Annotated in this window: 24 protein-coding genes; 10 read left to right on the top strand and 14 right to left on the bottom strand. The window is 31.0% G+C overall.

The features are described from left to right. Positions 1-106: 106 nt before the first annotated feature. Entirely contained in the window at positions 107-949 is an 843-nt protein-coding gene (locus GBO31_RS17230) for a 1,4-dihydroxy-2-naphthoyl-CoA synthase (protein WP_219009646.1), read from the bottom strand. A gap of 167 nt (positions 950-1,116) precedes the next feature. Between GBO31_RS17230 and GBO31_RS17225 the strand changes: the two genes are divergently transcribed. Continuing rightward, on the top strand, positions 1,117-1,593 hold the full coding sequence (locus GBO31_RS17225) for a hypothetical protein (protein WP_219009644.1): 477 nt from the start codon (positions 1,117-1,119) through the stop codon (positions 1,591-1,593). Positions 1,594-1,623: 30 nt separating this feature from the next. Here GBO31_RS17225 and GBO31_RS17220 read toward each other — a convergent pair whose 3' ends face one another. The 4 genes from GBO31_RS17220 to GBO31_RS17205 form a co-directional block, all read right to left on the bottom strand. Next, a complete protein-coding gene (locus GBO31_RS17220) occupies positions 1,624-2,457 on the bottom strand; it encodes a CvfB family protein (protein WP_219009650.1) in 834 nt (277 codons plus the stop codon). A gap of 108 nt (positions 2,458-2,565) precedes the next feature. Continuing rightward, on the bottom strand, positions 2,566-2,907 hold the full coding sequence (locus tag GBO31_RS17215) for a DUF2853 family protein (RefSeq protein WP_219009642.1): 342 nt from the start codon (positions 2,905-2,907) through the stop codon (positions 2,566-2,568). Between the two features lie 103 nt (positions 2,908-3,010). After that, positions 3,011-4,735: a 2-succinyl-5-enolpyruvyl-6-hydroxy-3-cyclohexene-1-carboxylic-acid synthase gene (menD, locus tag GBO31_RS17210; protein WP_219009641.1), complete on the bottom strand. Its 1,725-nt coding sequence runs from the start codon at positions 4,733-4,735 to the stop codon at positions 3,011-3,013. A gap of 189 nt (positions 4,736-4,924) precedes the next feature. Beyond that, positions 4,925-5,815: a LysR family transcriptional regulator gene (locus GBO31_RS17205; protein WP_219009639.1), complete on the bottom strand. Its 891-nt coding sequence runs from the start codon at positions 5,813-5,815 to the stop codon at positions 4,925-4,927. A gap of 136 nt (positions 5,816-5,951) precedes the next feature. On the opposite strand from GBO31_RS17205, the gene GBO31_RS17200 reads away from it, so the two are divergent. Beyond that, positions 5,952-6,341: a nuclear transport factor 2 family protein gene (locus GBO31_RS17200; protein ID WP_219009637.1), complete on the top strand. Its 390-nt coding sequence runs from the start codon at positions 5,952-5,954 to the stop codon at positions 6,339-6,341. Positions 6,342-6,368: 27 nt separating this feature from the next. On the opposite strand, the gene GBO31_RS17195 is transcribed toward GBO31_RS17200, so the two are convergent. Together GBO31_RS17195 and GBO31_RS17190 are read right to left on the bottom strand one after the other, a co-directional pair. Further along, positions 6,369-7,451, bottom strand: a complete 1,083-nt coding sequence (locus GBO31_RS17195; protein ID WP_219009635.1) for a chorismate-binding protein — start codon at positions 7,449-7,451, stop codon at positions 6,369-6,371. A gap of 5 nt (positions 7,452-7,456) precedes the next feature. Continuing rightward, positions 7,457-7,879, bottom strand: coding sequence for a PaaI family thioesterase (locus GBO31_RS17190; protein ID WP_219009633.1), 423 nt, complete (start codon positions 7,877-7,879; stop codon positions 7,457-7,459). An 84-nt stretch (positions 7,880-7,963) separates the two neighbouring features. On the opposite strand from GBO31_RS17190, the gene GBO31_RS17185 reads away from it, so the two are divergent. The 4 genes from GBO31_RS17185 to GBO31_RS17170 all read left to right on the top strand — a co-directional run bounded on the left by GBO31_RS17185 (position 7,964) and on the right by GBO31_RS17170 (position 10,934). Then, the gene (locus tag GBO31_RS17185) at positions 7,964-8,530 is read left to right on the top strand and encodes a TetR/AcrR family transcriptional regulator (protein WP_219009631.1); all 567 of its coding nucleotides are present in this window, start codon (positions 7,964-7,966) and stop codon (positions 8,528-8,530) included. Continuing rightward, positions 8,530-9,378 carry an alpha/beta hydrolase family protein gene (locus GBO31_RS17180; protein WP_219009630.1) on the top strand — a complete coding sequence of 283 codons (849 nt, stop codon included), beginning with the start codon at positions 8,530-8,532 and terminating at the stop codon, positions 9,376-9,378. The genes GBO31_RS17185 and GBO31_RS17180 overlap by 1 nt, the downstream gene beginning before the upstream one ends. A gap of 13 nt (positions 9,379-9,391) precedes the next feature. Then, the gene (locus tag GBO31_RS17175) at positions 9,392-10,021 is read left to right on the top strand and encodes an alpha/beta hydrolase (RefSeq protein WP_219009629.1); all 630 of its coding nucleotides are present in this window, start codon (positions 9,392-9,394) and stop codon (positions 10,019-10,021) included. A gap of 127 nt (positions 10,022-10,148) precedes the next feature. Then, positions 10,149-10,934, top strand: coding sequence for a hypothetical protein (locus GBO31_RS17170; protein WP_219009627.1), 786 nt, complete (start codon positions 10,149-10,151; stop codon positions 10,932-10,934). 35 nt (positions 10,935-10,969) lie between these two features. Here the strand turns inward: GBO31_RS17170 and GBO31_RS17165 are convergent, their stop codons facing one another. The 7 genes from GBO31_RS17165 to GBO31_RS17135 form a co-directional block, all read right to left on the bottom strand. Then, positions 10,970-11,482 carry a DinB family protein gene (locus tag GBO31_RS17165; RefSeq protein WP_219009626.1) on the bottom strand — a complete coding sequence of 171 codons (513 nt, stop codon included), beginning with the start codon at positions 11,480-11,482 and terminating at the stop codon, positions 10,970-10,972. Between the two features lie 89 nt (positions 11,483-11,571). Then, positions 11,572-12,618, bottom strand: coding sequence for a S41 family peptidase (locus GBO31_RS17160; RefSeq protein ID WP_219009625.1), 1,047 nt, complete (start codon positions 12,616-12,618; stop codon positions 11,572-11,574). 101 nt (positions 12,619-12,719) lie between these two features. Further along, positions 12,720-13,655 carry a helix-turn-helix domain-containing protein gene (locus GBO31_RS17155; RefSeq protein ID WP_219009624.1) on the bottom strand — a complete coding sequence of 312 codons (936 nt, stop codon included), beginning with the start codon at positions 13,653-13,655 and terminating at the stop codon, positions 12,720-12,722. 270 nt (positions 13,656-13,925) lie between these two features. Then, on the bottom strand, positions 13,926-15,296 hold the full coding sequence (locus GBO31_RS17150) for an alpha/beta hydrolase family protein (protein ID WP_219009623.1): 1,371 nt from the start codon (positions 15,294-15,296) through the stop codon (positions 13,926-13,928). Between the two features lie 151 nt (positions 15,297-15,447). Beyond that, a complete protein-coding gene (locus GBO31_RS17145; protein ID WP_219009622.1) occupies positions 15,448-18,030 on the bottom strand; it encodes a phosphoenolpyruvate carboxylase in 2,583 nt (860 codons plus the stop codon). A gap of 102 nt (positions 18,031-18,132) precedes the next feature. Further along, a complete protein-coding gene (locus tag GBO31_RS17140) occupies positions 18,133-18,612 on the bottom strand; it encodes an Lrp/AsnC family transcriptional regulator (protein ID WP_027391699.1) in 480 nt (159 codons plus the stop codon). A gap of 75 nt (positions 18,613-18,687) precedes the next feature. After that, positions 18,688-19,845 (bottom strand): M14 family zinc carboxypeptidase, encoded by a 1,158-nt coding sequence (locus GBO31_RS17135; RefSeq protein WP_219009619.1) that lies wholly within the window; start codon positions 19,843-19,845, stop codon positions 18,688-18,690. 386 nt (positions 19,846-20,231) lie between these two features. Here GBO31_RS17135 and GBO31_RS17130 point away from each other — a divergent pair, with 386 nt between their 5' ends. The 4 genes from GBO31_RS17130 to GBO31_RS17115 all read left to right on the top strand — a co-directional run bounded on the left by GBO31_RS17130 (position 20,232) and on the right by GBO31_RS17115 (position 23,020). Further along, entirely contained in the window at positions 20,232-20,720 is a 489-nt protein-coding gene (locus GBO31_RS17130) for a helix-turn-helix domain-containing protein (protein ID WP_219009618.1), read from the top strand. 79 nt (positions 20,721-20,799) lie between these two features. After that, positions 20,800-21,177: a DNA topoisomerase IV gene (locus tag GBO31_RS17125; RefSeq protein WP_219009617.1), complete on the top strand. Its 378-nt coding sequence runs from the start codon at positions 20,800-20,802 to the stop codon at positions 21,175-21,177. Between the two features lie 64 nt (positions 21,178-21,241). Then, positions 21,242-21,820 carry a PhnA domain-containing protein gene (locus GBO31_RS17120; RefSeq protein WP_219009614.1) on the top strand — a complete coding sequence of 193 codons (579 nt, stop codon included), beginning with the start codon at positions 21,242-21,244 and terminating at the stop codon, positions 21,818-21,820. Positions 21,821-22,012: 192 nt separating this feature from the next. Continuing rightward, positions 22,013-23,020 carry a glycoside hydrolase family 11 protein gene (locus GBO31_RS17115; RefSeq protein ID WP_219009612.1) on the top strand — a complete coding sequence of 336 codons (1,008 nt, stop codon included), beginning with the start codon at positions 22,013-22,015 and terminating at the stop codon, positions 23,018-23,020. The last annotated feature ends 63 nt before the right edge of the window (positions 23,021-23,083 follow it).

The raw sequence follows: 23,083 nt of genomic DNA, 5'->3' as shown, positions 1-23,083 counted from the left end.
GATTTTTCGATCCTATATTGAACCGATAATAATTCGTCTTCCTTATCTTTCACAGATTAAATTTTAGTTATTCTTTGAAAATAAATTAATGTGTATTATAAAAACATTAAGGTATCCATTTAACATTCTTGAAATTTGGCTTTCTTTTTTCCAAAAATGCATCTCTACCTTCTTTAGCTTCTTCAGTCATATATGCTAGTCTTGTTGCTTCTCCAGCAAATACTTGTTGACCCACCATTCCGTCATCAGTTAAATTCATTGCAAACTTCAACATTTTAATAGATGTCGGAGATTTCTCCAAAATTTCTTGTGCCCATTGATATGCTGTATCTTCCAATTCTTCATGAGGAATAACTGCATTTACCATACCCATTTCATAAGCTTCTTGAGCAGAATAGTTTCTACCTAAGAAGAAAATTTCTCGCGCTTTTTTCTGTCCGACCATTTTAGCCAGATATGCTGACCCATATCCTCCATCAAAGCTGGTTACATCTGCATCAGTTTGCTTAAAAATAGCATGTTCTTTACTAGCTAAAGTAAGATCACAAACTACATGAAGGCTATGTCCTCCTCCTACTGCCCATCCAGGAACTACAGCAATAACAACCTTTGGCATAAAACGAATCAGACGTTGTACTTCCAAAATATTTAGTCTATGCATCCCATCTTGTCCTACATATCCTTGATGACCTCTAGCTTTTTGATCACCTCCACTACAAAAACTATAAACACCATCTTTGGTAGATGGACCTTCTGCAGATAATAATACTACTCCTATTGAAGTATCTTCTTGCGCATCATAAAATGCATCGTATAACTCACTAGTTGTATTTGGTCTAAAAGCATTCCGAACGTTTGGTCTATTAAATGCAATTCTAGCTACACCATTTGCCTTTTTGTATGTTATATCTTGATATTCTTTTGCAGTTTTCCAGTTTATTGAACTCATTATATCTTTTTTTGTGCTATCAAAAATAAGATAATATATTGTATCGGACTATATACTTTTAGCAGTTAAATCAGGTTAAAACAACAATATTTTTATATGTTTTATGTAAATTAACAATAGTTTTGCACGATTTTTGATATCTTAGACCAGAACAGATAGTTATAGTTATGAGGTTTTTTATTGTATTACTTTTAAGTGTTTGTAGTTTCTCATCGTTTGGTCAAGAAAAACCAATGATCAAAGTAACATGGGAAGCATTGGAGGCTAAGTTTTCTGAGAATAATTCTAAATACTCATTAGAGCATCAAGAAATTACACCTGCATTATCCTATATAAGACAAATTATAGCCACTGGAAACTATCAACTTATGGAAATAAACTTGGCAGTTGACATCCGTAAGCAACATCTGGATAATGAAACTCCTATTTTATTGCTTCCTGAAAACAAATTTGTTCAATCAGAATATAATATTGCATTTCCAACTGCTGTTCAACAAGGTGCTTTAAGAGTTTCTATTACTGGAAATGGTGGATATAACAGTTCCAATACTAGTAACGGCGGAATTAAAAATACTGCTTACAGAGATGCTAGCACTTATACTGGAATTTACTGTCCAGTCACTGGGGTTCCCTTAACTTACTAGAAGATATTTTATTCCCATAAACTAGATTTCTTAATCTATTAAACGGATACCATCTTTTTCTATCACTATTTTTTTTGCCTTGTATAAAGACCCTATAGCTTTTTTAAAGCTCTTTTTACTTAATTGAAAAACTTCTTTAATATCATTTGGATCAGATTTATCGTTTAAATCTATAAACCCTCCTTGTAATTTCAATTCTTGAAGTATTTGCTGAGCATTAGGTTCTATAGACCTATAGCCATGACGCTGTAATGTAAGATCTATTTTTCCATCAGGTCGTACTTTTTTCACAAATCCTTTTAACTGATCACCAGTAGTTAACTTCTGAAAAATCTCATCTTGATATACCAAACCAAGATGTTTCTGATTCACAATCATATTCCATCCATGAGGAGAAGGGTGAGAAGCAATTAGATCTACTTCATCATATGATGACAACAGTACCAATGAATTATCTAAAAAAGAATTTGTTTTGCTAGATCCTACTAGCCTATTCGTTTCTTTATCCAAATAAACATATACTAAATACCAACTACCCACTCTCATTTTTGAAGCTTGTTCTCTAAACGGAATGAAAAGCTCTTTCTCTAAACCCCAATCCATGAAAGCACCAATTTCGGAAACCGTTGTACACTTTAGATATGCAAAAGAATTTACAGTAGCATAGGGTTCTAAAGTCGTAGCTACTATTCGTTCTTCATGATCGAGATATACAAATACTTTGATCTCATCACGAATCATAAACTCTTTTGGAACATATTTATTAGGTAACAAAACTTCATTCCCTTCTTGATCACTAAGATACACTCCCTGATCTCTTTCTCTCACAAATTCTAGTGTATTGTATTCACCAAGTTTAAGCATCATCTAATATTTTGCGCAAAGATACTTTTTTAATCTACCTTTAGTAGATTAAAATAAAAAAAGGTGTTCTTTAACAGAACACCTTTTTTTATTTTGTTTTAAATACTTTTAATTATAAATAGCCTCTTTTCCGAAATGCTTTGTCAAAAGATAGTACACCACTGCTCTGTACTTATTTCTGTTAGATTTACCATAAGCTTCCATAACAGAAGCAATTGCTTCATCTAATTTGTCACCATCCGAAAGACCTAATTTTTTAATAAGAAAATTATTCTTTACAGTATCCAATTCTGACTGATCACTTCCAGAAACCGTAGAGGCATCTGCATTATAAATAGAAGGACCACAACCAATAGTAACTTTTGTTAAAAGATCCATATCTGCGTCTTGTCCTATTTTATCTTTAATGTCAGCTGCGTACTTAGCAATTAAATCGTCTCTCTTGCTCATAAAATGATAATGTTTTAGGTTTTAGTTAATTTATTATGTTATCTCAAATATAATCTATTTATAAATGAATTATTCATTTATAAATTATAATAAAATCGATTTTTTAGATAAAATGCTTAAAATAATCGATTAAAACACTATCATTTATTTTTCTAGGTGTAAAAACCTCTAATAATTGAGGAGACTCATTATTATTGTATAACTTTTTAACTTCTTCTTCCAAAGTATCCAATCCATCAGCTTTAGCGTACCCAATATGAAACATTGTACATAACTGTTCGGCGGTTAAATCATGTTTCGTTTCGAAGTAAGTACTAAAATTATCACTTTCGGACTTGCCAGGTAAAATTCTAAAAATTCCACCACCTCCATTATTGATCAGAATAATTTTAAAATTTGATGGAATATTATTATTCCATAACCCATTACTATCGTAAAAGAAACTTAAATCACCTGTAAGCAAAGTAGTAGGGACTCCTGAAGCAACTGCAGCTCCAATTGCTGTTGATGTACTTCCATCTATACCACTTGTTCCTCGATTACAAAATACTTTAAATGTAGGATTCAAAGAGAATAGCTGTGCATATCGCACAGTAGAGCTATTGCTCAACTGAATCATTTGAGCATCAGGAATCAAATTAAATATACTTTCAAATGCTTTTAAATCAGTGAACTGTATTTTTTTAACATACTCACTATGCTTCAATCGTCGCTGTTCTCTTATGGATATCCAATAAGATTTATAATCATTTTCAATGATTCGAGTATTTGGTAAAAAATCAGATAAAAACTTATCTGGATTCATTTTAATATGTTCCGTTAGACAGAAATAAGTATCATACGCTTTTTTCTCATCAACATGCCAATGAACTTTTGGTTGATATTTTCTCAAAAAGGCTTTAATTCTTTTAGAAACAACCATACCTCCGAATGTCAGTAATACATCAGGTTGTAATCTTGCAAACTCTTCTTCATTTAATGAAGTAATAAGCTGATCAATACAATTAATATGGGTATGATGATGAATATTTGACGTAGTTTCGGTTAAAACTAATACAGAAGGATCTTTAGCCAAATAATCAATCCATCTCTGATCAATACTATCAGGATGATTAACCCCTATTAATATAAGTTTTTGTTTAGCTCCGTTCCACTCCTCTAACATATTAGTATAGAGCTGTTCAGAAATACGATGTTCTATAGATTCAACAGGAATATTTTTTGGTGAAATTGTAGGTTCAGAAATGGTATCATATAATGGCTCATAAAACGGAACATTAATATGAACAGGTCCATTTCCTTGTATTGCAGCATTTAATGCTAAATTAATTTCTCTTTCATTATGTTTTTGAGCTTCATGTTGTTTCTGTTTTACCTTAATATCCACTACTTCTGTTTCTGGAACAATTTCTGAATATAAGTTAGCTGAATACAAAATATGATTATCAAAAACATTTTTTTGACGTATTGTCTGTCCATCTCCGATATCAATACGTTCGACAGGACGATCCGCACTTAAAACTACCAATGGAATATCACTATAAAAAGCTTCTGAAATTGCAGGATAATAGTTAAGTAATGCACTACCAGAAGTACATATTAGTCCGACAGGTCTTTGGATTTGTTGTGCTATTCCTAAAGCAAGAAAGGCAGCGCATCTTTCATCAACAATGCTATAACAATGCATTTCTGGATTTTCCGTAAACCCAATGGTTAAAGGTGCATTTCTTGAACCTGGCGATATAACTACATGATGAATTCCTTTTGCTTCACATAAAGCAACAATAGTTTGTGATAAAGGAATTTTGGAATATAAACGTTTCTTCATTCGAGCAGCTAAATTACAATATAGCGAGAAGTAAAGCCAGTGTTTTAATGTATTTTAATTTACATTTTGAGGTTTAGTTATCCAACACTTACTAAGAAACCTCAAAACTGCATTTTCATTAAATGCTCGATATTACCTAAGGATAGCTGATTTAAAGTTCTCTCATTTCACTTACAAAGAGCAAAGATGTCAAATCTTCGAAAAATTATCTTCAAAATTTGAAATAAAATCATGGATATATTTTTTTGATATATCTGATGTACGATATACTAAATGATGTGTTCTTTTTAAACCATTTTCACCAATCCTTTTAAAAGTCAAATCTTTTGATAATTTAAAAGATTTTAGCGTCCATTTTGGCATACACATGATTCCCATATTAGCAGCTACCATTTCCAAAGCAACTTCGGTTAATGGAACAGCTGATATTTTTAAGGGATGAATTCTATTGGGCTTTAAATATTGCTCATAGACAGAAACTGTTTCCAAAGGAAAAGAATGAATTATTAAATGTGTTTTTGAAAAAAACTCTGCATCTAAAAAATCAATAGCTCCAAGTAGGTTTTCTTTATGGGTAATTGCAAAAATCTCATCTTCATAAATCTCAATACTTGACAAAGTCTCATTTTGCGGTTTGGAGGTAACTATTGCAATGTCTATTTCATTTGACAAAATTTTGGAAATTGGCTGATGTGTTGCTTCAAGTATCAAATCAACATTTATTTCTGGATACAACAATCCCATTTTTTGAATAAAAGCAGAAAGACCTTGATAAAAACTATAACATTCTGTACTTACTTTTATAGTACCAACAGAACCCGCCTGTAACTGTTTAATATTTTGAAAACCTTTTTCAATACTTTCCAGAATTGAGTTCCCTAAAGTATAGAGTTCATAACCTTCCTCTGTTAATTTCCATTTATTTCGAGTTCTAAGAAAAACCTTAAAGCCTAACCTTCCTTCCAACTCTCTTAACTGATGACTTAAAGCAGATTGTGTTAAAAACAATTTTTCGGAAGAATTAGCAATACTTCCCTCCTCTACAATTGTTTTTATCAATCTAAAATATTTGATTTCCATACATCACAAAGTTAACTATTCACAACTTATAATGTAGTTGAAAAAAATTCAGCTAAACATCAAAAAGTCTCAATCTTAAGGTTTAACGCCATACAACAATCGAACTACATTTGACAAAAATTAAATCTTAGAAATTATGCAAAAGCAAAAAACGAATTCAACAACAGAATTGCTAAGTGCTATACAAATGTACTTTGACGCTCTTTACTATTGTAATACTAAATTATTAAACAAAGTATTTCATAAAAGCTCTAGTTTATTTGATGTAGACCAAGGAAAGATTTTTGTTGAACCTATAGACAGTTTTAGTAAAGATGTTGGAGGCAGATTATCTCCATCAGCTGCAGGACAAAAGCCCGAAGCAGAAATTTTAATGATTGATTGGCTATCTTCTCATTGCACAACTGTAAAAATCAGGATAAGAGCACATAAGAATGTATTTGTTGATCACCTTGCTTTTGTAAATGGAGAAAATGGCTGGCAAATAGTTTCAAAAATTTGGCACTTGGAAAAAGAGATTGATTAATCTCTAAACAATTACACTTTGATAAACCTATAAAACTCTTCTCATCGTTTCGGTCTTTCTTACGGTTTCCTCCCACTCTTTTTCAGGAATAGAGTCTTTGGTAATTCCTCCTCCTACGTATAGTATTGCTTTATTATTATAAAACTCCATACATCTTAGATTTACAAATAAATTACTTTCAGAACTATTTTCATTAGCAATATGCAATTCTCCTAAAAATCCGGTATAATATTTTCTCGAATAACTTTCATGTTCTAAGATAAAGGACCTGGCTTGTTTTTTAGGCAAACCACATACTGCGGGTGTTGGATGCAAAACTTCAACAATATCTTTTACATTAGATTGTACATTTTTCAAGATTCCTGTAATATCGGTTTTTAGATGTAATAAGCTGCCCGCCTTATATGTATATGCTTTAGACTTTTCAATAGTCTTTACTTTTTTCGCTAATTCTTCCAAAACAAACTCTGTGACCATAGCCTGTTCTTCTATTTCTTTTGTTCCCCAAGAAACTTTCATGGAGTCAACATAGGGTTGTGTACCTGCCAATGCCATTGTCGAAAAATTATTTCCTTTAACAGTAAGCAATGTTTCAGGTGTGGCTCCTAACCAAGTTCCTACCTTTGGATGATACCAACAGTACACAAAAGCATTTAGATATGTATGAATTAAACCTTGAAAAACTTCCAATGGTTGTTTTTCTTCTGTAAAAAGTATTTCTTCTTTTCTGGAAAGTACTACTTTCTTAAACAAATTATTAGAAATAGCATCTATCCCTTTTTGTACTAAAACTATATGATCATTTTCAGACGTTTGATCTTCTTTACTATTAGAGAAGTTATTTTCAAAATATAGTTGCTTTTTAGTATCTATAGAAATAGTTGCTCTTAAAAAAACACTTTTGGCTTCAGGAATAAGAATTGTTTTTTCATCACTATGGAAAGGAGCAAATACAAAACCAGGTGTTTCATAAGATCTTACTTCATGTAAAATAGCATCCTCCTGTAAAAAACTATTTACTTTATTTTCTCCCGGTTTTTTATAAATTACTAATGGTAATTGCTGATCCAACTGTGATTGGATTTTCAGATATAAAGCTGAAACATCCATTTGATCTAAGATTTTGCTAATGCAATTGTTGTTAATTTTACAATGGAAATTAAGTTTCCTTCTTCATTGCGTATTTTTATATCCCAAAGCTGAGTGGTTCTTCCTTTATGTACAATTTCAGCTTTAGCGTAGACAAAACCTTCACGAATACTTTTTACATGATTAGCAGAAATCTCTAAACCTCTAATATAAAATTTATCTGTATCTAAAAAAATATGTGATGCCGCGCTACCTACACTTTCTGCCAACGCAACCATTGCTCCTCCATGCAATACTCCATCCGGTTGATGTACTTTTGGAGTTACCGGCATTTTGGCTACCAAATAATCTTTACCAACTTCACAAAAAGAAATATCTAATGTCTCCATTAATGTATTTTTGCACATAACCGCACATTTTGCTAGTATTTCTTCCTCTGATAATTTCATAAATTAAATTTTAGGTAAAAATAAACATTGAGGTTAAATTATTCTAACTATATTTATATATTATTTTAACGAACGTTCAATAAAATGCCAAAAGCCAAAACATCTAAAGAAGAGGTATTACAAAGGGTAATTCCGATCCTAAGAGAACGAGGAATTGCTAAGAGCAGTATGAGTGAATTGGCAAAAGCTTGTGATATCCAAAAGTCTCATTTCTATTATTACTTTAACAACAAAGAACAACTTATCAAAGAAGTACTTGCTACAGTTCATGGGTACTTCAAACACAACTTGTTTAAAGTCATCAATAATAATGATCTTACCATTACACAAAAACTAGAAAAAGTGAGAGCCTTAATTGATAAAATGTTTAGAAATGCCGATAGTGGATGTATTATGGCAAATACAGCTCTGGAAACTGCACACCTCAACCCTATTTATAAAGATGAAATACAACATTTTTTTGAAGATTTCATATCTGGTTTGCAAGCTTTATTAACACCTTCTTACTCAAGGAAAGAATCATTAGCACTAGCGGAACAGATCGTACAAGATCTCGAAGGTGGAATATTATTAATGAGAATTTATAATGATCATAAATACATTAATAATGCAGTTTCCAGAATGGAAAAAATAATTTTAAAAGCTCACTAATGAAATCATTCTCCATCCCATCAACTGACAACTATCCGATTTCAGTACATGAATTTGTTCCGAAATCATCAAATCAAAAAACCGTCGTATTTGCACCTGCGGTTGCCGTTCCTCAGAAATTTTATTTCAATACTGCTGAGTATTTAGCAGAAAAAGGATGTAATGTTTTTACATTTGATTACCGAAGTATAGGATCTTCCAATTCCAAAAATATTCGATCCCTAAAAAATCATGGTTTCTTCTCTTGGGCCATGGATTTTAAAGCAGTCTCAAAATATGTGAAAGAAAAATTTCCAGACAACACACAATTTATGATTGGTCATAGCTATGGAGGAAATAGTGTGGGATTCAGTGATGCTTTCCAATATTATGATAAGTATCTTACTATTGGATCTCAATTTGGGTTTTATAAACATTTTACACCTAAAATGAGGTTTTTGATCTATTTAAACTTTAAATTCTTTGTTCCGATTACCACAGCTATTTTAGGATATTACCCCTCTAAATGGTTTGGATTAGGGCGATCTTTAACAACTAAAGCTGCAAAAGACTGGGCTACCTTTTTATTACATCCAGATTCTATGTTGCATTTTACAAAAGGAAGCTCGGATACTTTTTATCAGGAAATAAAGGAATCTATGCTATTGATTAGTATCGATGATGACCTTTTTGCACCCAAAAAATCAGTAGATATTTTAGCGGATCGTGTCTATAGCAATGCAGAAACCACTAGAAAGCACTTAAAACCTTCTGATTTTAGTTTAAAAACAATCGGACATTTTGATTTTTTTAGAAAGAAAAATCAAGATATCTTGTGGCCCATTATTGACGAATGGTTTCAACTTTAAAAATAAAACAACTATGCAAAAAGAGGTTGTCTATCAATCCATAAATACATACGATACCTTAAATGAATTAACTGATAAAACAAAAACAGTTTGGTTGGTTTTTCATGGAATAGGATACCTTAGTAGATATTTTATTCGATTATTTCAGAGTCTGAATCCCGAAGAAAATTATATTATCGCTCCACAAGCTCCCTCTAAATACTACAAAAATAATGACTACAAAAGGGTTGGTTCTAGTTGGCTAACAAAAGAAAACACACAAACAGAAACCAAAAACGTTCTCAACTATATTGATGCTGTTATGGAAATAGAAAAAATCCCTTCTAGTGTTAAGTTTGTTGTTTTGGGATATTCTCAAGGAGTAAGTATCGCTAGCAGATGGATTGCCAGTAGAAAAGTACAACCAGAAGGTTTTGTAATGGTTTCTGGTGGTTTTCCAAAAGAATTACAGAAAGAGCATTTTACTTTTTTATCAGCTACTACTAAAATAACTCATATTTTAGGAGAGCAAGATCCCTATTTTGAAATAGAAAAAGTAAATGCAGAAAAAGAACGTGTAAAAAATATATTACCTCAAATTGAATTTAGAACACATTCTGGAGGTCATGAATTAAACATTGATACTTTAGAAAATATCTTTTAAATCACTACTATAGATTGACACATTCCTTTATCATATTAAAAAAAATCAAACCTGATCAAATAATTATCTAATTCAAATAGTAACATTTTGACAACTTAGGATATATATCAATACAAACATTGATATTATGCTAAAGATTATTACAAATTCATTACTCCTGCTATTTTTATTTCCTTTATGTAAAACATATGCCTTAGGAGATTTATATGTCGATCGTGTTACTGGCTTACAATTAGGTTCTGATGGGGCCATATCTAATGAATTACGCGTAATCGATATCAGAGAATGGAACTATGTGATTGAAGAAAAGGGAGGTCCTAAATCTATTTCTGGCATCGCAGAATTACATCGAAATAGCAGCGTAATTACTTTCGATGAGGAACAGATACAGAAAGAAGTTCAAAAGATTGCTGATGATACGGTAAAAGAAGGTTTAGAAAATCAAGTATTCATTGTATTAAATGTAAATAATGGTAAAATATACGCTATACGAGACTGGATTCCAGAACAGCGGACACATAAAGAAATTGTTATTAATACCTATGGTGTTGGAGTAAATAGTGCTCCAAGAGTAGGAGAAGGATTAATGTTACTTRCTCAATTACATGGGCATCCAAAAGAAACACATGATGATAAAATAAATATACGATCCGTTTCTGAACATGATATCATGGTTGCCAAAGAATTAAGTATAACAATTTTTGCAATTGATGCTTTCACATCCTTTAATTGGTTTGAATCCAAAAAATCAATTAATAATTCTGGTTCATTCCATATTCATTTGGTTTCCGCAAACGGAATTATCCAGCAATTTGTTGGTCAAACTATAGGTAAGAATGGTTTGAATACATTCAATTTTACCAATTACTTCAATCTATTATTAAGAAAAGAAAAACAGATTGAACCTTTGTAGAAATGGATATCTACACTTATTTTCCTTTCTATACTTTATAAATATCTCTCTTGTATAACATCTAAATGATGTTTTTGATGACCAGAAAGAATATATCCGGCAGCTCTTGCACTCATAGGACTGCCACTAGCCTCTCCAATATACGTTAACATTTCTGATGTAAAACTTTTGTATAACGAAATAGAACTATTTCTTACTGCTTTAAAATCTGCTATAAATTCTTCTTTACTAATAGTATTCGCATTGGAATTAGGAACATATTCATCCTGATCAAATCCCATTAGTGAGTTACTATCTTTCCTTGCAAATCTAAGTGCACGATACGAAAATATACGTTCAGTATCAATTATGTGTTGTAATACCTCGGCAATTGTCCATTTATCTTGATCATATGCATACTTCATTTTTTCATCTGGAATTGTTTCTACAAAATCAACAAATTGAGGTATTCCGTCCCGTAAACCTTCTACAATATCGCCTTTAAGAGCTTTATCTATAAACGTTCCGTAATAAGGATTATACTCTTCAGGTCTCAGTAACTTTTGCATATGATTATCGTATTAGTAGACCGGAAAAGTACTAAATCTTTGAAATAAAACTCTTGTATTAACACTTCTTTATCAGACTAAAAATACTTTTATCGCTCCTTATTAATAAAGTCAATTGCTTCTATAATGTTTTTATCTTTCGATAGATCCTCATAATTCGCTTCTTTAAGGATCTCAATTTCTGGCTTAATCGTTTTGGTGAACTTAGCTGATCTGTCTGTACCGTAACTTAAAGTGATCGCGGCTGTTGTATCATAGGGTAATTTAAATAAATCATTTGCAGTAGTTAAACCATAAGTCTCTTCTCCTATGATTACAGTGTTCTTTCTTCCTCTAAAACCTAATGCCACAAACTCACCAGCACTATTGGTCAATATTCCTGTAAGCAATGCAACTGGTATTTGACTTTTTGGTTCAGCTATTATATCTATTTGAGCTTTTATGTTTTGATTTTCATAGAAAACACCTTGTTTCAAACTAGACCGGCTTTTTACATATTTATTCGTATCTAAATACAAGGTTAGCGTATCATCACCTAATAGATGGTATAATCCAGCTAACATGACATTAGAATTCCCTCCTACATTTATTCGCAGATCTATAATCCAACCTTTTATTTGTTTACTTTGATCCACTTTGACTATAGCATCATAAATCTCTTGAGCTTTCTCATTTAATTCTTCTTGTTTAGCATTCAACAATAACATTCCTGGAATAAAAATATAACCATAATGCTCCTCAATAACACTTACTTCAAATTTTGGTTCTGAAGCATACTTTACCAAAAAACTTTGATGAAAATCTTCTTGTGTCATCTGCTTTTTCAGATTACTACTATATGTATTTTCTCCAGCAAACAGCGACAAATGATCTCCTTTAATCCTATCAAAAAGTGTAGAACAAACTTGTAATGATTCCTTAAATGTTTTACTCTTTATTGCTTTTTCTTTTATATCGTTTTCTATAACAGCCCAGTCGAACTGATCTTTATAGATATAATTAGCCTTTAGTTCTTTAAACAAATCGTTATAAAATATATGAATACTATCCTTTACAGATATCGTTGCATTCTGACCATATGAAAATGATGAGTAAATAAAAACACTACTAATAAAGAATAAACCTAATCTTTTCATAAACACTATTTTTTTAATTGACACACCAAAACTATAACGTTATGAGAGAAAAATGGTCTATAAAAACTAGAATAGTGTCCAGAAAAAAAATATTGGACTTATTAATTTTGATGCTCTTTTTTATACTGTGTAGGAGTTAATCCTGTTACTTTTTTAAAAACAGCATTAAATGATGATTTAGAACTGAAACCTGCTTTTTCTGAAACTGCTAATAAGGTAAATTTATCTTGATCCGAAGAAATTAATAATTCTTTTACCTTTTCAACTCTATAAGAATTAATGAAATCTGTAAAAGACATTTGATATGTAGTATGAATATATTCTGAAAGTTCTTTTTCAGATATCGGTAATAAGGAGGCTAAATCCGCTACTTTAAAATTTCTATTTGTAAAAACCTCCTCTTTTTTCATATAATACTCAATTCTATTTTTTAGGGAGTCATGCTCCTCCTCTTCTATTTGATCTTTTAAATAGTAAATTTTAAACAGAAGGTTTGATTTAGTAAAACCGATAAAACCAATCCAATAAATATAAATAGAGTTTAGCACCAAAATACCATAGTAAAAGGTTTGACTATGCTCTAAACTAAACAGATTTGCTATAACTTGATGTAATAAGTTTAAAATAACTATAGCCATCCATATTCTAGAAAATATTGATAACCATTTCCAATTATTCTGTATAGATATAGAACCTTTAATTTTATTGTTGTGGCTTTTTAAAAATTTTAATCCTATAATAATCAAGATCAAATTAAAAAGAAGATATACCATATCATTATATACAAAGAAACCGGTTTGATATACCTTAAAGAAAATATCCTTATCAATACCGGTATGCAATTTTACATACCAATACAACCGCATAAAGCCATAAATTATAGCAGGAACGAATAATAAATACTCTAACTTATTAATGACTTTTTCTTTGTTGGAAATCTGATGTTTTAAGTAAAAATAAAATGAGACACCAATTATATATTTATAGGGAAATGGAAATGATGCCAAAGGAACAAAACCAATAGTATAAATCCCCATATACAGCATAGCATATGTCAGATTAAAAAATGATAGAGAAAATAAGAAAAGTAAATAATATCTAAATGCAATTGTATTTTCTCTTCTTTTAGAAAACAGATATATACAAAGAGTAAATCCTTGTATAGCACCAAACAAAACAATAATATTTAAAAGACTAAGATTTATTTACTGTAAGCTTTTAGGTTATTAATATGGAGACTAAAATACGATTCAATTACTATCTCTTGATCAAGAAAGTTTTAAATTATTCAAAAATCTCTTTAAAACTTATTTAACTTGTTTCTTTATCCACTTTGTAAGTATATCAAGGGCAACAGGAGAGAATGTTTGTTCGATTTCAGCATATTCACCAATAGACCCTCTATCAGATTCTTGAAATAAATGATTCAGATTTTTCAGTTCCATCAGTTCTACATTTGTATTACCTGCTTTGTCCAAAGAAGTTTTGATTCCAGATAAATTTTCTTTTGAAAGCACCTGTAAATCTTTATCTCCATTAAGTGCTAAAACAGGGATTTTTATCTTTTCTAAATATTCAGAAGGTTTAGACTTGATAAAACTTGCCACTTCATATGAAGTTATCTGTTGTACTAATGCCTTGCGTTGGTTTTCAGGGAATAGTGCTCCATACTTGTTTTTATAATAACTATGAATACTATCTTTTAACGCCAAATTATTGAGATTGGCTGTTTTAATAATATCATATGCTTCTTTTACTATTTGTAGTCCTTGTTGGATTTGAATTTCATTTAGTCCCATATCTTTCTCGAATGCAGCTTTCTGAGACAACATTAGTTGATCTCCAGGAACTCCTGGCGCAGCTAACAACACTAGAAAACCGACAGTACTAATTTCTGCAGCAACTTTGGGAGCTACAATCCCACCAATACTATGACCTATTAATCCTATTTTAGAAGTATTAATTTCTTTTCTGGTTTTTAAATAATCGATGGCTGCAATAACATCTGACGAAGACACTTCAATAGTTAATTTAGCAAAATCTCCTTCTGATTCACCCACACCTCGCTCATCAAAACGAAAAACAGCAATTCCATTTTTGGTTAAATGATCTGCTATTACATAATACGGTTTATGACCAAACATTTCACCATCCCTATTTTGTGGACCACTTCCACTAACAATAACTACCAATGGAAAGTTACCTTCTTTTTTAGGCAATGTTAAAGTTCCTTTCAATTGTATATCATCCGATATATTACCAAAAGTAATCTCTTCAGAATAATAACTAAAAGGAGCCTTGGGTTCTTGGGGTCTATTTAATGAAACTGCACCTCTTTTTAGATTTAATGGAATTGGAAATCCTCCTTGTTTAAAATTCCCGATAATCTCACCAGCTTCGCTAAGTTTTCCCTCATATTCCAATTTCAAATTAGAAAAAGATATATAAAGGGATGAATCTTTGAAAGTAGTTTTGTTTGCTTCAGCACCGCTTAAACCTTGCGCCAAAATATCTAAGGTGGTACTATAAGTTGTATCCGATTTTTTAATGTGAAATCCAATATCTAACTTATTCCCTCGAATATCAACAGTTCCTTTCCAGTCTCCTACAATACCTTGGGCAAATAAACTGATTGAGAAAAACAAAAGATAAAAAGTAACTACTATTTTCTTGAACATTAGTATTATTTTTTTGATTTGATGATGTATAATAATAAACTAATGTATGATATTTTGATTAGTATTCAACTTTTAATGGAAAAGTTCGTGTAATAAAAAAACCATAATACAAAATTGCATTATGGTTTTTAGAATATAGTTTTACTTTTCTTTATGCAGAATTACGACTTGCGTTAATATTTCCAAATAAAGAGCGTGTTACCATTTTTTCATAAACTTCTAAGTCTTTATGCTCCTCACCAGATCTATTCATATCCTGAATTTTCTTAAGTGCGTATTGCTGAATCGTTAGTAAAGGCAGCACAATGTTTTCTCGAATCTCAATAGAAGCTTTACCTGATGGTTCATTCTCCATTAACTCTTTATAGCCTGTTAGCTTAAGTAATAAACGCTTGGTAAGTTCATATTCATCATGAATAATATTCCAAAAAGCACCGTACTCCTTATCATCTTTCATATAAGCTGTCAATTGAAAGAAAGATTTGGTCAAACTCATCATACTATTTCCTACTAGAGCTCTAAAGAAAGCGGATCCTTTATAAAGGTTTGTAATTTTATCAAATTCTCCTTTATCTTCATACGTTTTTAATGCAGTTCCAACACCATAGAATCCTGGTACATTCTGTTTTAACTGACTCCAACTACCTACAAACGGAATCGCTCTTAAATCTCCAAAATCTAGACTAGTACTCTTACTTCTTTTGGAAGGACGACTACCAATGTTTGCTTTACCATAGTATTTAAGCGTACTCATATGTTCTAAATATGGTAAAAACTTCGGATGGCTTTTAAAATCAACATAGGTTTGATAACTGATATCTGCTAAATTTTGCATAGTCTCTTTATTCTCTTTTGAAAAAAGATTCGCTTCATTAGCTGTAAGTTCGTTTTCTACACCTGCCCCAAGTAATTGTTCCAAATTATACTGACAAGAATCTAAAGTACCAAAGTTAGAACTAATAGTTTGTCCTTGTACGGTAATCTGAATTTGTTCATCTTCAATAGTAGGTCCTAAAGAAGCATAAAATTGATTTGTATTTCCTCCACCTCTTGCTGGCGGTCCTCCTCTACCATCAAAGAATATTACTTTTACATTATACTTTCTAGAAATTTCTGTTAAAGCTTCTTTTGCCTTAAAAATACCCCAATTTGCCATTAAATATCCTCCATCTTTTGTTCCATCAGAGAAACCAAGCATAATAGTTTGCTTCATTCCACGACGTTTTAGATGTTCCATATAAGCAGGATTGCTATACAATGTTTCCATAACATGATGAGAAACACGTAGATCAGGTACCGTTTCGAACAATGGTATTACGTCAACAGTAGGCTGCTCCCAATCACATAATCGTATCATGGCAAAAGCTTCCATAACATTTAGAACACTTCCATTATTACTAATGATATATCGATTAGATCCTCGTTCTCCGTTACTGTTCTGTATGGTTTTAATTGCATAAATAGATTCTATTGTTGCTCTAGCCATATCATTATCCAAAACAGAAGGATCCAAATTACCGGTAACATTGGATAACACATTTATCTGTTCTTCTTCTGATAAAGTTTCATAATTATCAGGAAAGAAACCTAATCCAAGTTCATTAGTTTTCTTTACTATTTCGGTAAGAACTCCATGATGAACTCTAGAATCTTGTCTTATATCTAAGGTTCCAAAATGAAATCCGAAAATCTTTACTTTATTAATTAAATCTTGCAATTCTTCTAAGAAAAGAGATTGATGTTTATTAATCAACTCTTCTCTTACTTCTAATAAACCATTCATCAGGGTCTCTATAGAAAGTGGTTCTGCAGTTTTTGCATAATAAAAATTATCATATAACGCGGATTCTAAAACTCCTAGTTTATCTTGAAGATCACCAAATGTAATCCTACGCTTTAACTTACGCATATCTCTATAATAATTGATAAGAACAGTTTTGCGAAGTCTTTTTGCTACTTTAAGTGTAGTTTCTGTTGTAACAAAAGGGTTACCGTCTCTATCTCCGCCAGGCCAAAATCCAAGATTGATCAAATCATTCTCAAGGTCTTCTCCCTGAAATATATTCTGCTGAATATAATTATAAATAGTTCCTACAGAATGATAAAAAACATTCTCTAAATACCATATAAGACTAACTGCCTCATCATAAGGTGTTGGTTTTTCTTTTTTAAAGAAAGCCGTTTTTCCTAATTGCGCTAATAATCTTTTGATTTTCTGAGAGTCATTCTCTCTTATAGCTGTATCCAAATCATGAATAATCCCTAATACTGTACCCGGATAAAACTGTGTAGGATGCGCTGTTAGAGTAGGCCTTATTTTAAACCTTCTTAAATACTCTTTCAATTCTTCTAATTGCCCTTTGGCCTGAGCTTCTTCTTTGATACTTCTAAGCGTACCACGACCATCCATATTATTAACTATAGGAAACGCAGCATCTTCGATTGCATCAAACAACACAACTTGTCTTTCAATATATTGAATAAACCGAAATAACAAATCATGCTTTTCCTTATCTGAAGGATTATCGCGATATGATGTAAAAAAGTTTTCTACAATTTCAGTAGGAGTTTTCTTTTCTTCATAGCCTTTTTCACAAACTTCTTTAAAAAGTGGTAAAAGAACACCTGTATTGGTAATCTCGTCAAAAGGTAATGTAATAAATATACTATTGTATATCTGATATTTAGTAAGAACGTTGTGGTTAAAACGATCTATTTTTGGTTGTCTTGCCATAATTGTGGTTACGAATATGGTTGATTAATAAAATATAATACAAGAAAAAACCCTCTAAGATGATTTCCTAAAGGGTTTATATGTTAGCATACAATTACCCCTTTACAAATCTTGGAAAATTGAATGCATTAAACGTTTCTTATCATTGATACTTTCTTCTAATGATATCATAGTTTCTGTACGGTACACACCATCAATATCATCTAACTGAAAAATAATGTCTTTTGCATGATTAGTATCTTTTGCTCTTACTTTACAAAAGATATTAAATTTCCCTGTTGTAATATGCGCAACAGTAACGAATGGAATTTCTTTAATTCTTTGTAATACAAACTTCGTTTGAGAAGTATTTTGAAGATATATCCCAACGTAAGCAATAAAAGAATACCCTAATTTTTTGTAATCTAATGTTAGAGAAGAACCTTCTATAATTCCAGCTTCTTCCATCTTTTTAACACGCACATGAACAGTACCGGCAGAAATAAGTAATTTCTTTGCAATATCTGTAAAAGGAGTACGAGTATTTTCAATCAACATATCTAATATTTGATGATCTACTTCGTCTAATTTAAATTTTGCCATAGTAATTCTAATAAATTTTCCCGATTAATTACATTGCAAAAATAACAGAAAAATAATGTTTTCACATATTTTTTTTCAACTTTTTCTTAATTCTGTTGAGAATAATTCATCATTTAGACGGAATTTTAACAACTTAGCTTCTGGAACTACCTCTACTGTAACGTTTTCGTTATATATTGTCCTTTTATTACCTATTATTTCTCTATGCCCATAAAATTTTTGCAAATTCCCAATTTTAACAATTTTCGGAACGAATTTGACATTATTTTCTGACAATTCCTCAGTATATTGAACACCTATATCTACATTTTTTTCATTGAGAACGACATCTCTAATGATAATATCATAAAAAAGCTTTCCATTTTCAGGAATATCGAAATATGATTTATAGTTATCACCATTAATCTCATTTTTGGATATATATGAAACAGAAGTTACCAATGCATAGAAAATGTATTCTCTTGTCTTTTCTCTTTCATAATCGTTCTTATAATGACCCGCTTCAAATAAAATTGTAGGCACATTAAGGTCTGATAAAGTATCGCCTACACAATTTATATTAAAACCATCATCATATCTTCCTACACTATTAGGAATACATTTCTGAAGTACAATATTCATTTCAGCAATTATCTCCATAGCAATTTTACGACAAGTGGTAATAGAGCGTTCTTGATCTCCTGCTGGAGACAAAAAAGATACGGTAGCAGGGAATTGTGTCTCGCCTGCACTAAATATAGTGCGCTGGCCATGTAAATTAAAAGCGTAGTCAGGTTGAATCTTATCTATTAGATTACGCAATATTATACTTTCTTTCTGGGTTCTATTTTGAGCATCTCTGTTTAAATCAACTTGATTATAATTAAGTCGTGTATAAGCTTTAGCTCCATCTGGACTAAGTATCGGTATGATATATAAAGTACAATTAGCTAATATTTTCTCTGAAATAGTATTAGACTCATCTGACAACATATTTAAAAAATCGAATATTGCTTTGGTAGTCGTACTTTCATTTCCATGCATTTGGGACCAGAATAAAAGTTTCTTGGATCCATTACCAATTTTAATCAGGTTTATATCCGCATTGTTTTCTGAAGTGCCTAAGGTTTCAACACTTGCCCAATTAGATAAGGTATCAATAAGTGGTTTAATATGTTCTAAATGTATATAACGACCTACTATTGAAGGTTGTTTATAACTAGTAAACCAATCTTTTAGTTTCTCTATTTCCATAAGTACAATTATGCGCTAAAATTACTATTGTTAATGGAAGATTCATAACAAATAAAGTAATTTTTACATATGTAAACCAATACAAGTTTTACAATTGTAAACTATGTGTATTTACAGTTGTAAACATCTAAAAATTAGATGTTGTTTACATAATTAAACAGCCTTTTAAGATTAAGTTTCCAATTAAGTATGTTTATATGTATTATCAAACTATAAATTACATTTTATTACTTAAATACCTAAATTTCAAATAAATAATTTAATTTATTTAAAGTTTTTATCTAATATAATATTATTCTATTTTATATATATTTACAAATGTAAACTGTTTTGTTTTTTCAATTGTTTACCTTTGTAACCAATACTCATATATAAATTAGTTTACAATGGTAAACACCACTGCTTTTGGAAAAAGAATACAAGAAATTATGAAATTTTATCATGTTTCCGCTTCAGGGTTTGCGGATGCAATGGGTGTAGGACGTTCATCTATTTCTCACATTTTATCAGGGAGAAATAAACCTAGTTTAGATTTTGTTATGAAAATTACAGAAGCATATCCTGAAGCAGAATTATATTGGCTCCTCTACGGTGAAGGAACATTTCCTAAATCAGAAAAAACAATTGTAAAGAATGAAAAACCAAAACCTGAAGAACCAGAATCCTCTCCTTCTCCTACTCTAGAATTAAGAGATGAAACTTCATTAAACCAAGATCTTTTTTCACAATCTAATCCTGAAAAAAAAAAATCGATTTCAAATGAAATACAAGAAACTTCTTTAAAAAATATAAAAAGCACTTCTTCTTCACTTAAAGAAGTAGATAAAATAGTTTTCTTCTATAAAGATGGTACTTTCGAAGTTTACAATAACTAACGAATTAGATATTTTCCTTTAACCGTATGAAATCTGTTGAAATAAATTTATTTTCGCATAGCATTGTGCATATAAACTTATGACTCGATTTATCTATTTATTCCTTACTTCCTCATTATTTTTAGGATGTTATCAGCAAGAAAGAAACTGTCAACAGTTTCATAATGGCACTTTTGAATTTGAAACATATCTAAACGGTGAATTAGCTAAAACTACTTTTATTCGTAATGATTCTATAGAAATAGACTATTTTCAAGGAAAAAGTGATACCTCCAGTATCCGTTGGATCAATGATTGTGAGTATATTGTAAAAAAGTTGCATCCTAAAAATATGGCTGAAGAAAAAGCTATTCATATGAAAATATTGACGACGGATGGTGATACCTATACTTTTGAATATGGGCTGGTAGGCGTTAAAAAAAATAAACAAAGAGGTACCGCTAAAAAAGTGAATTGATGTTTGAAATATTCAGAAATTTATCTTTTCAGTTTATTAATAACGTGTCTCTTAAATACTCCCTATGAATACATTAAATGAATTAAAACAGCGTAGTGGAAATATCTGTGAACTATGTGGAGCTACTCATGATTTATCAATTTATGAAGTACCAGAATCTCCTAATGTGGGGTTAGATTCTAGTATTTTAATCTGCTCAACATGTAATACTCAGATCCAAGATATTTCTTTAATTGATCCTAATCATTGGCGTTGCCTCAATGATAGTATGTGGAGTCAAGTACCAGGTGTGCAAGTAATGGCTTGGAGAATGCTCAATAGATTAAAAAATGAAGGATGGCCTCAGGATCTTTTAGATATGTTTTATTTAGATGATGAGACATTAAAATGGGCCAAAGCAACGGGTGAAGATAGTGATGAGGATACTAAAGTAAAGCATCTGGACGCTAATGGAGCTTTATTACAAGCAGGAAACAATGTTGTTTTGATAAAGGATTTAAACGTGAAAGGAGCTAATTTTACTGCAAAGAGAGGAACAGCGGTGCGAAATATCTCTTTAGTTCATGACAATTCTGAACATATTGAAGGGAAAATAAATGGTCAGCATATTGTAATTTTGACTAAATACGTAAAAAAATCCTAATTCAAATAAAATCTCTCAGTTTATAGTATTTTATTTACTTAAAATTTAAGTAAATAAAATACCGCACATTCTCAATATTTTTTGTTTTTCCTTGTTATTAGGTAAAATTGCAGCTTTATTAACCAAATAAATTACTTGAAATAAGCTCCYTCCCATTTATTTACAGGTAAACCAAAAAAATTGAACTTAACCATGAGAAACAATGCTTTGGGATCACCTTGTATAAAAATCCCAGTAATACTTTTTTTATTCTTTTTTTTCGCGAATACTTTCATATCAACATCGCAAACTTATTGCATACAACCAGGTGCTGATCAGATTGCAGGAGAAGAAGATGGCTTCAGATACGAGCTATGGAATCAAAATTCACAAGGAACAGCTTGTATGACTTTAGGGAATGGAGCACTTTTTAGTGGTGAATGGAATGGTATTTTGAATTATCTGGCAAGAAGAGGTCTTGGGTATAATCAAACACAAGAACATCAAGAAATTGGAGAGTTCTATACCACATACAATTGCGATTATAACCCTTCCTCAGCTTCTGGAAATTCATATCTGTCCGTATATGGCTGGACTGTAGAGCCTTTAGTAGAATATTATATCATTGAAGATTGGCGAAATTGGATTCCTTCTATGGCTGATGGAGCTGATCTTAAAGGATCTTTCGAAATTAACGGAAGTTTTTATGATATTTATGAGAATACTCGAGTAAATCAGCCTTCTATAGTGGGTAACACTACATTCCAGCAGTATTTTAGTATCAGAAGAAACACGAGAACAGCAGGAACTATTAACATTTCTGATCATTTTAGACAATGGGAATCTATTGGAATGAATTTAGGAAAACTACATGAAGTTTCTGTAGTTGTAGAAGGATATCAAAGTAATGGGAGTTTTGAATTCACAGAACTAGATGTTTCTGTTGACAATACAATTTTAGGTATTAATGATTTACAAAGAGCTAACTCCTATTTTGAAGTATATCCCAACCCGACAAGAGATGTAGCCTATATACATTTCAAAACGCCTAATCAGAAAAAGAAACTTGAAATATATGATGTTTCGGGAAAAATAGTTGTTTCAAAAAACTATGATCTAGCAGAAACCACTGCTGAAATTAGCAATTTATCTCAAGGAATGTATTTTGTTGTACTAAATATCAACAACAATAGCATTACCGAGAAGTTGATTATCCACTAAAAGATTGGTAGTATATTACTAATCTTTCTTATAAACCACACACAACATTTTAACCAACTTATT

Origin of the sequence: Aquimarina litoralis, assembly GCF_019295435.1 — a bacterium.
Lineage (GTDB): Bacteria > Bacteroidota > Bacteroidia > Flavobacteriales > Flavobacteriaceae > Aquimarina > Aquimarina litoralis_A.
The sequence above is the reverse complement of the archived record's forward strand: the minus strand, read 5'-3'. Positions and strand labels throughout refer to the sequence as shown.

Excerpts from the sequence above, each read along its gene's own strand:
- GBO31_RS17230 (WP_219009646.1), bottom strand. The coding sequence starts at position 949 with ATGAGTTCAATAAACTGGAAAACTGCAAAAGAATATCAAGATATAACA.
- GBO31_RS17225 (WP_219009644.1), top strand. The coding sequence starts at position 1,117 with ATGAGGTTTTTTATTGTATTACTTTTAAGTGTTTGTAGTTTCTCATCG.
- GBO31_RS17220 (WP_219009650.1), bottom strand. The coding sequence starts at position 2,457 with ATGCTTAAACTTGGTGAATACAATACACTAGAATTTGTGAGAGAAAGA.
- GBO31_RS17215 (WP_219009642.1), bottom strand. The coding sequence starts at position 2,907 with ATGAGCAAGAGAGACGATTTAATTGCTAAGTACGCAGCTGACATTAAA.
- menD (WP_219009641.1), bottom strand. The coding sequence starts at position 4,735 with ATGAAGAAACGTTTATATTCCAAAATTCCTTTATCACAAACTATTGTT.
- GBO31_RS17205 (WP_219009639.1), bottom strand. The coding sequence starts at position 5,815 with ATGGAAATCAAATATTTTAGATTGATAAAAACAATTGTAGAGGAGGGA.
- GBO31_RS17200 (WP_219009637.1), top strand. The coding sequence starts at position 5,952 with ATGCAAAAGCAAAAAACGAATTCAACAACAGAATTGCTAAGTGCTATA.
- GBO31_RS17195 (WP_219009635.1), bottom strand. The coding sequence starts at position 7,451 with ATGGATGTTTCAGCTTTATATCTGAAAATCCAATCACAGTTGGATCAG.
- GBO31_RS17190 (WP_219009633.1), bottom strand. The coding sequence starts at position 7,879 with ATGAAATTATCAGAGGAAGAAATACTAGCAAAATGTGCGGTTATGTGC.
- GBO31_RS17185 (WP_219009631.1), top strand. The coding sequence starts at position 7,964 with ATGCCAAAAGCCAAAACATCTAAAGAAGAGGTATTACAAAGGGTAATT.
- GBO31_RS17180 (WP_219009630.1), top strand. The coding sequence starts at position 8,530 with ATGAAATCATTCTCCATCCCATCAACTGACAACTATCCGATTTCAGTA.
- GBO31_RS17175 (WP_219009629.1), top strand. The coding sequence starts at position 9,392 with ATGCAAAAAGAGGTTGTCTATCAATCCATAAATACATACGATACCTTA.
- GBO31_RS17165 (WP_219009626.1), bottom strand. The coding sequence starts at position 11,482 with ATGCAAAAGTTACTGAGACCTGAAGAGTATAATCCTTATTACGGAACG.
- GBO31_RS17160 (WP_219009625.1), bottom strand. The coding sequence starts at position 12,618 with ATGAAAAGATTAGGTTTATTCTTTATTAGTAGTGTTTTTATTTACTCA.
- GBO31_RS17155 (WP_219009624.1), bottom strand. The coding sequence starts at position 13,655 with ATGGGGATTTATACTATTGGTTTTGTTCCTTTGGCATCATTTCCATTT.
- GBO31_RS17150 (WP_219009623.1), bottom strand. The coding sequence starts at position 15,296 with ATGTTCAAGAAAATAGTAGTTACTTTTTATCTTTTGTTTTTCTCAATC.
- GBO31_RS17145 (WP_219009622.1), bottom strand. The coding sequence starts at position 18,030 with ATGGCAAGACAACCAAAAATAGATCGTTTTAACCACAACGTTCTTACT.
- GBO31_RS17140 (WP_027391699.1), bottom strand. The coding sequence starts at position 18,612 with ATGGCAAAATTTAAATTAGACGAAGTAGATCATCAAATATTAGATATG.
- GBO31_RS17135 (WP_219009619.1), bottom strand. The coding sequence starts at position 19,845 with ATGGAAATAGAGAAACTAAAAGATTGGTTTACTAGTTATAAACAACCT.
- GBO31_RS17130 (WP_219009618.1), top strand. The coding sequence starts at position 20,232 with ATGGTAAACACCACTGCTTTTGGAAAAAGAATACAAGAAATTATGAAA.
- GBO31_RS17125 (WP_219009617.1), top strand. The coding sequence starts at position 20,800 with ATGACTCGATTTATCTATTTATTCCTTACTTCCTCATTATTTTTAGGA.
- GBO31_RS17120 (WP_219009614.1), top strand. The coding sequence starts at position 21,242 with ATGAATACATTAAATGAATTAAAACAGCGTAGTGGAAATATCTGTGAA.
- GBO31_RS17115 (WP_219009612.1), top strand. The coding sequence starts at position 22,013 with ATGAGAAACAATGCTTTGGGATCACCTTGTATAAAAATCCCAGTAATA.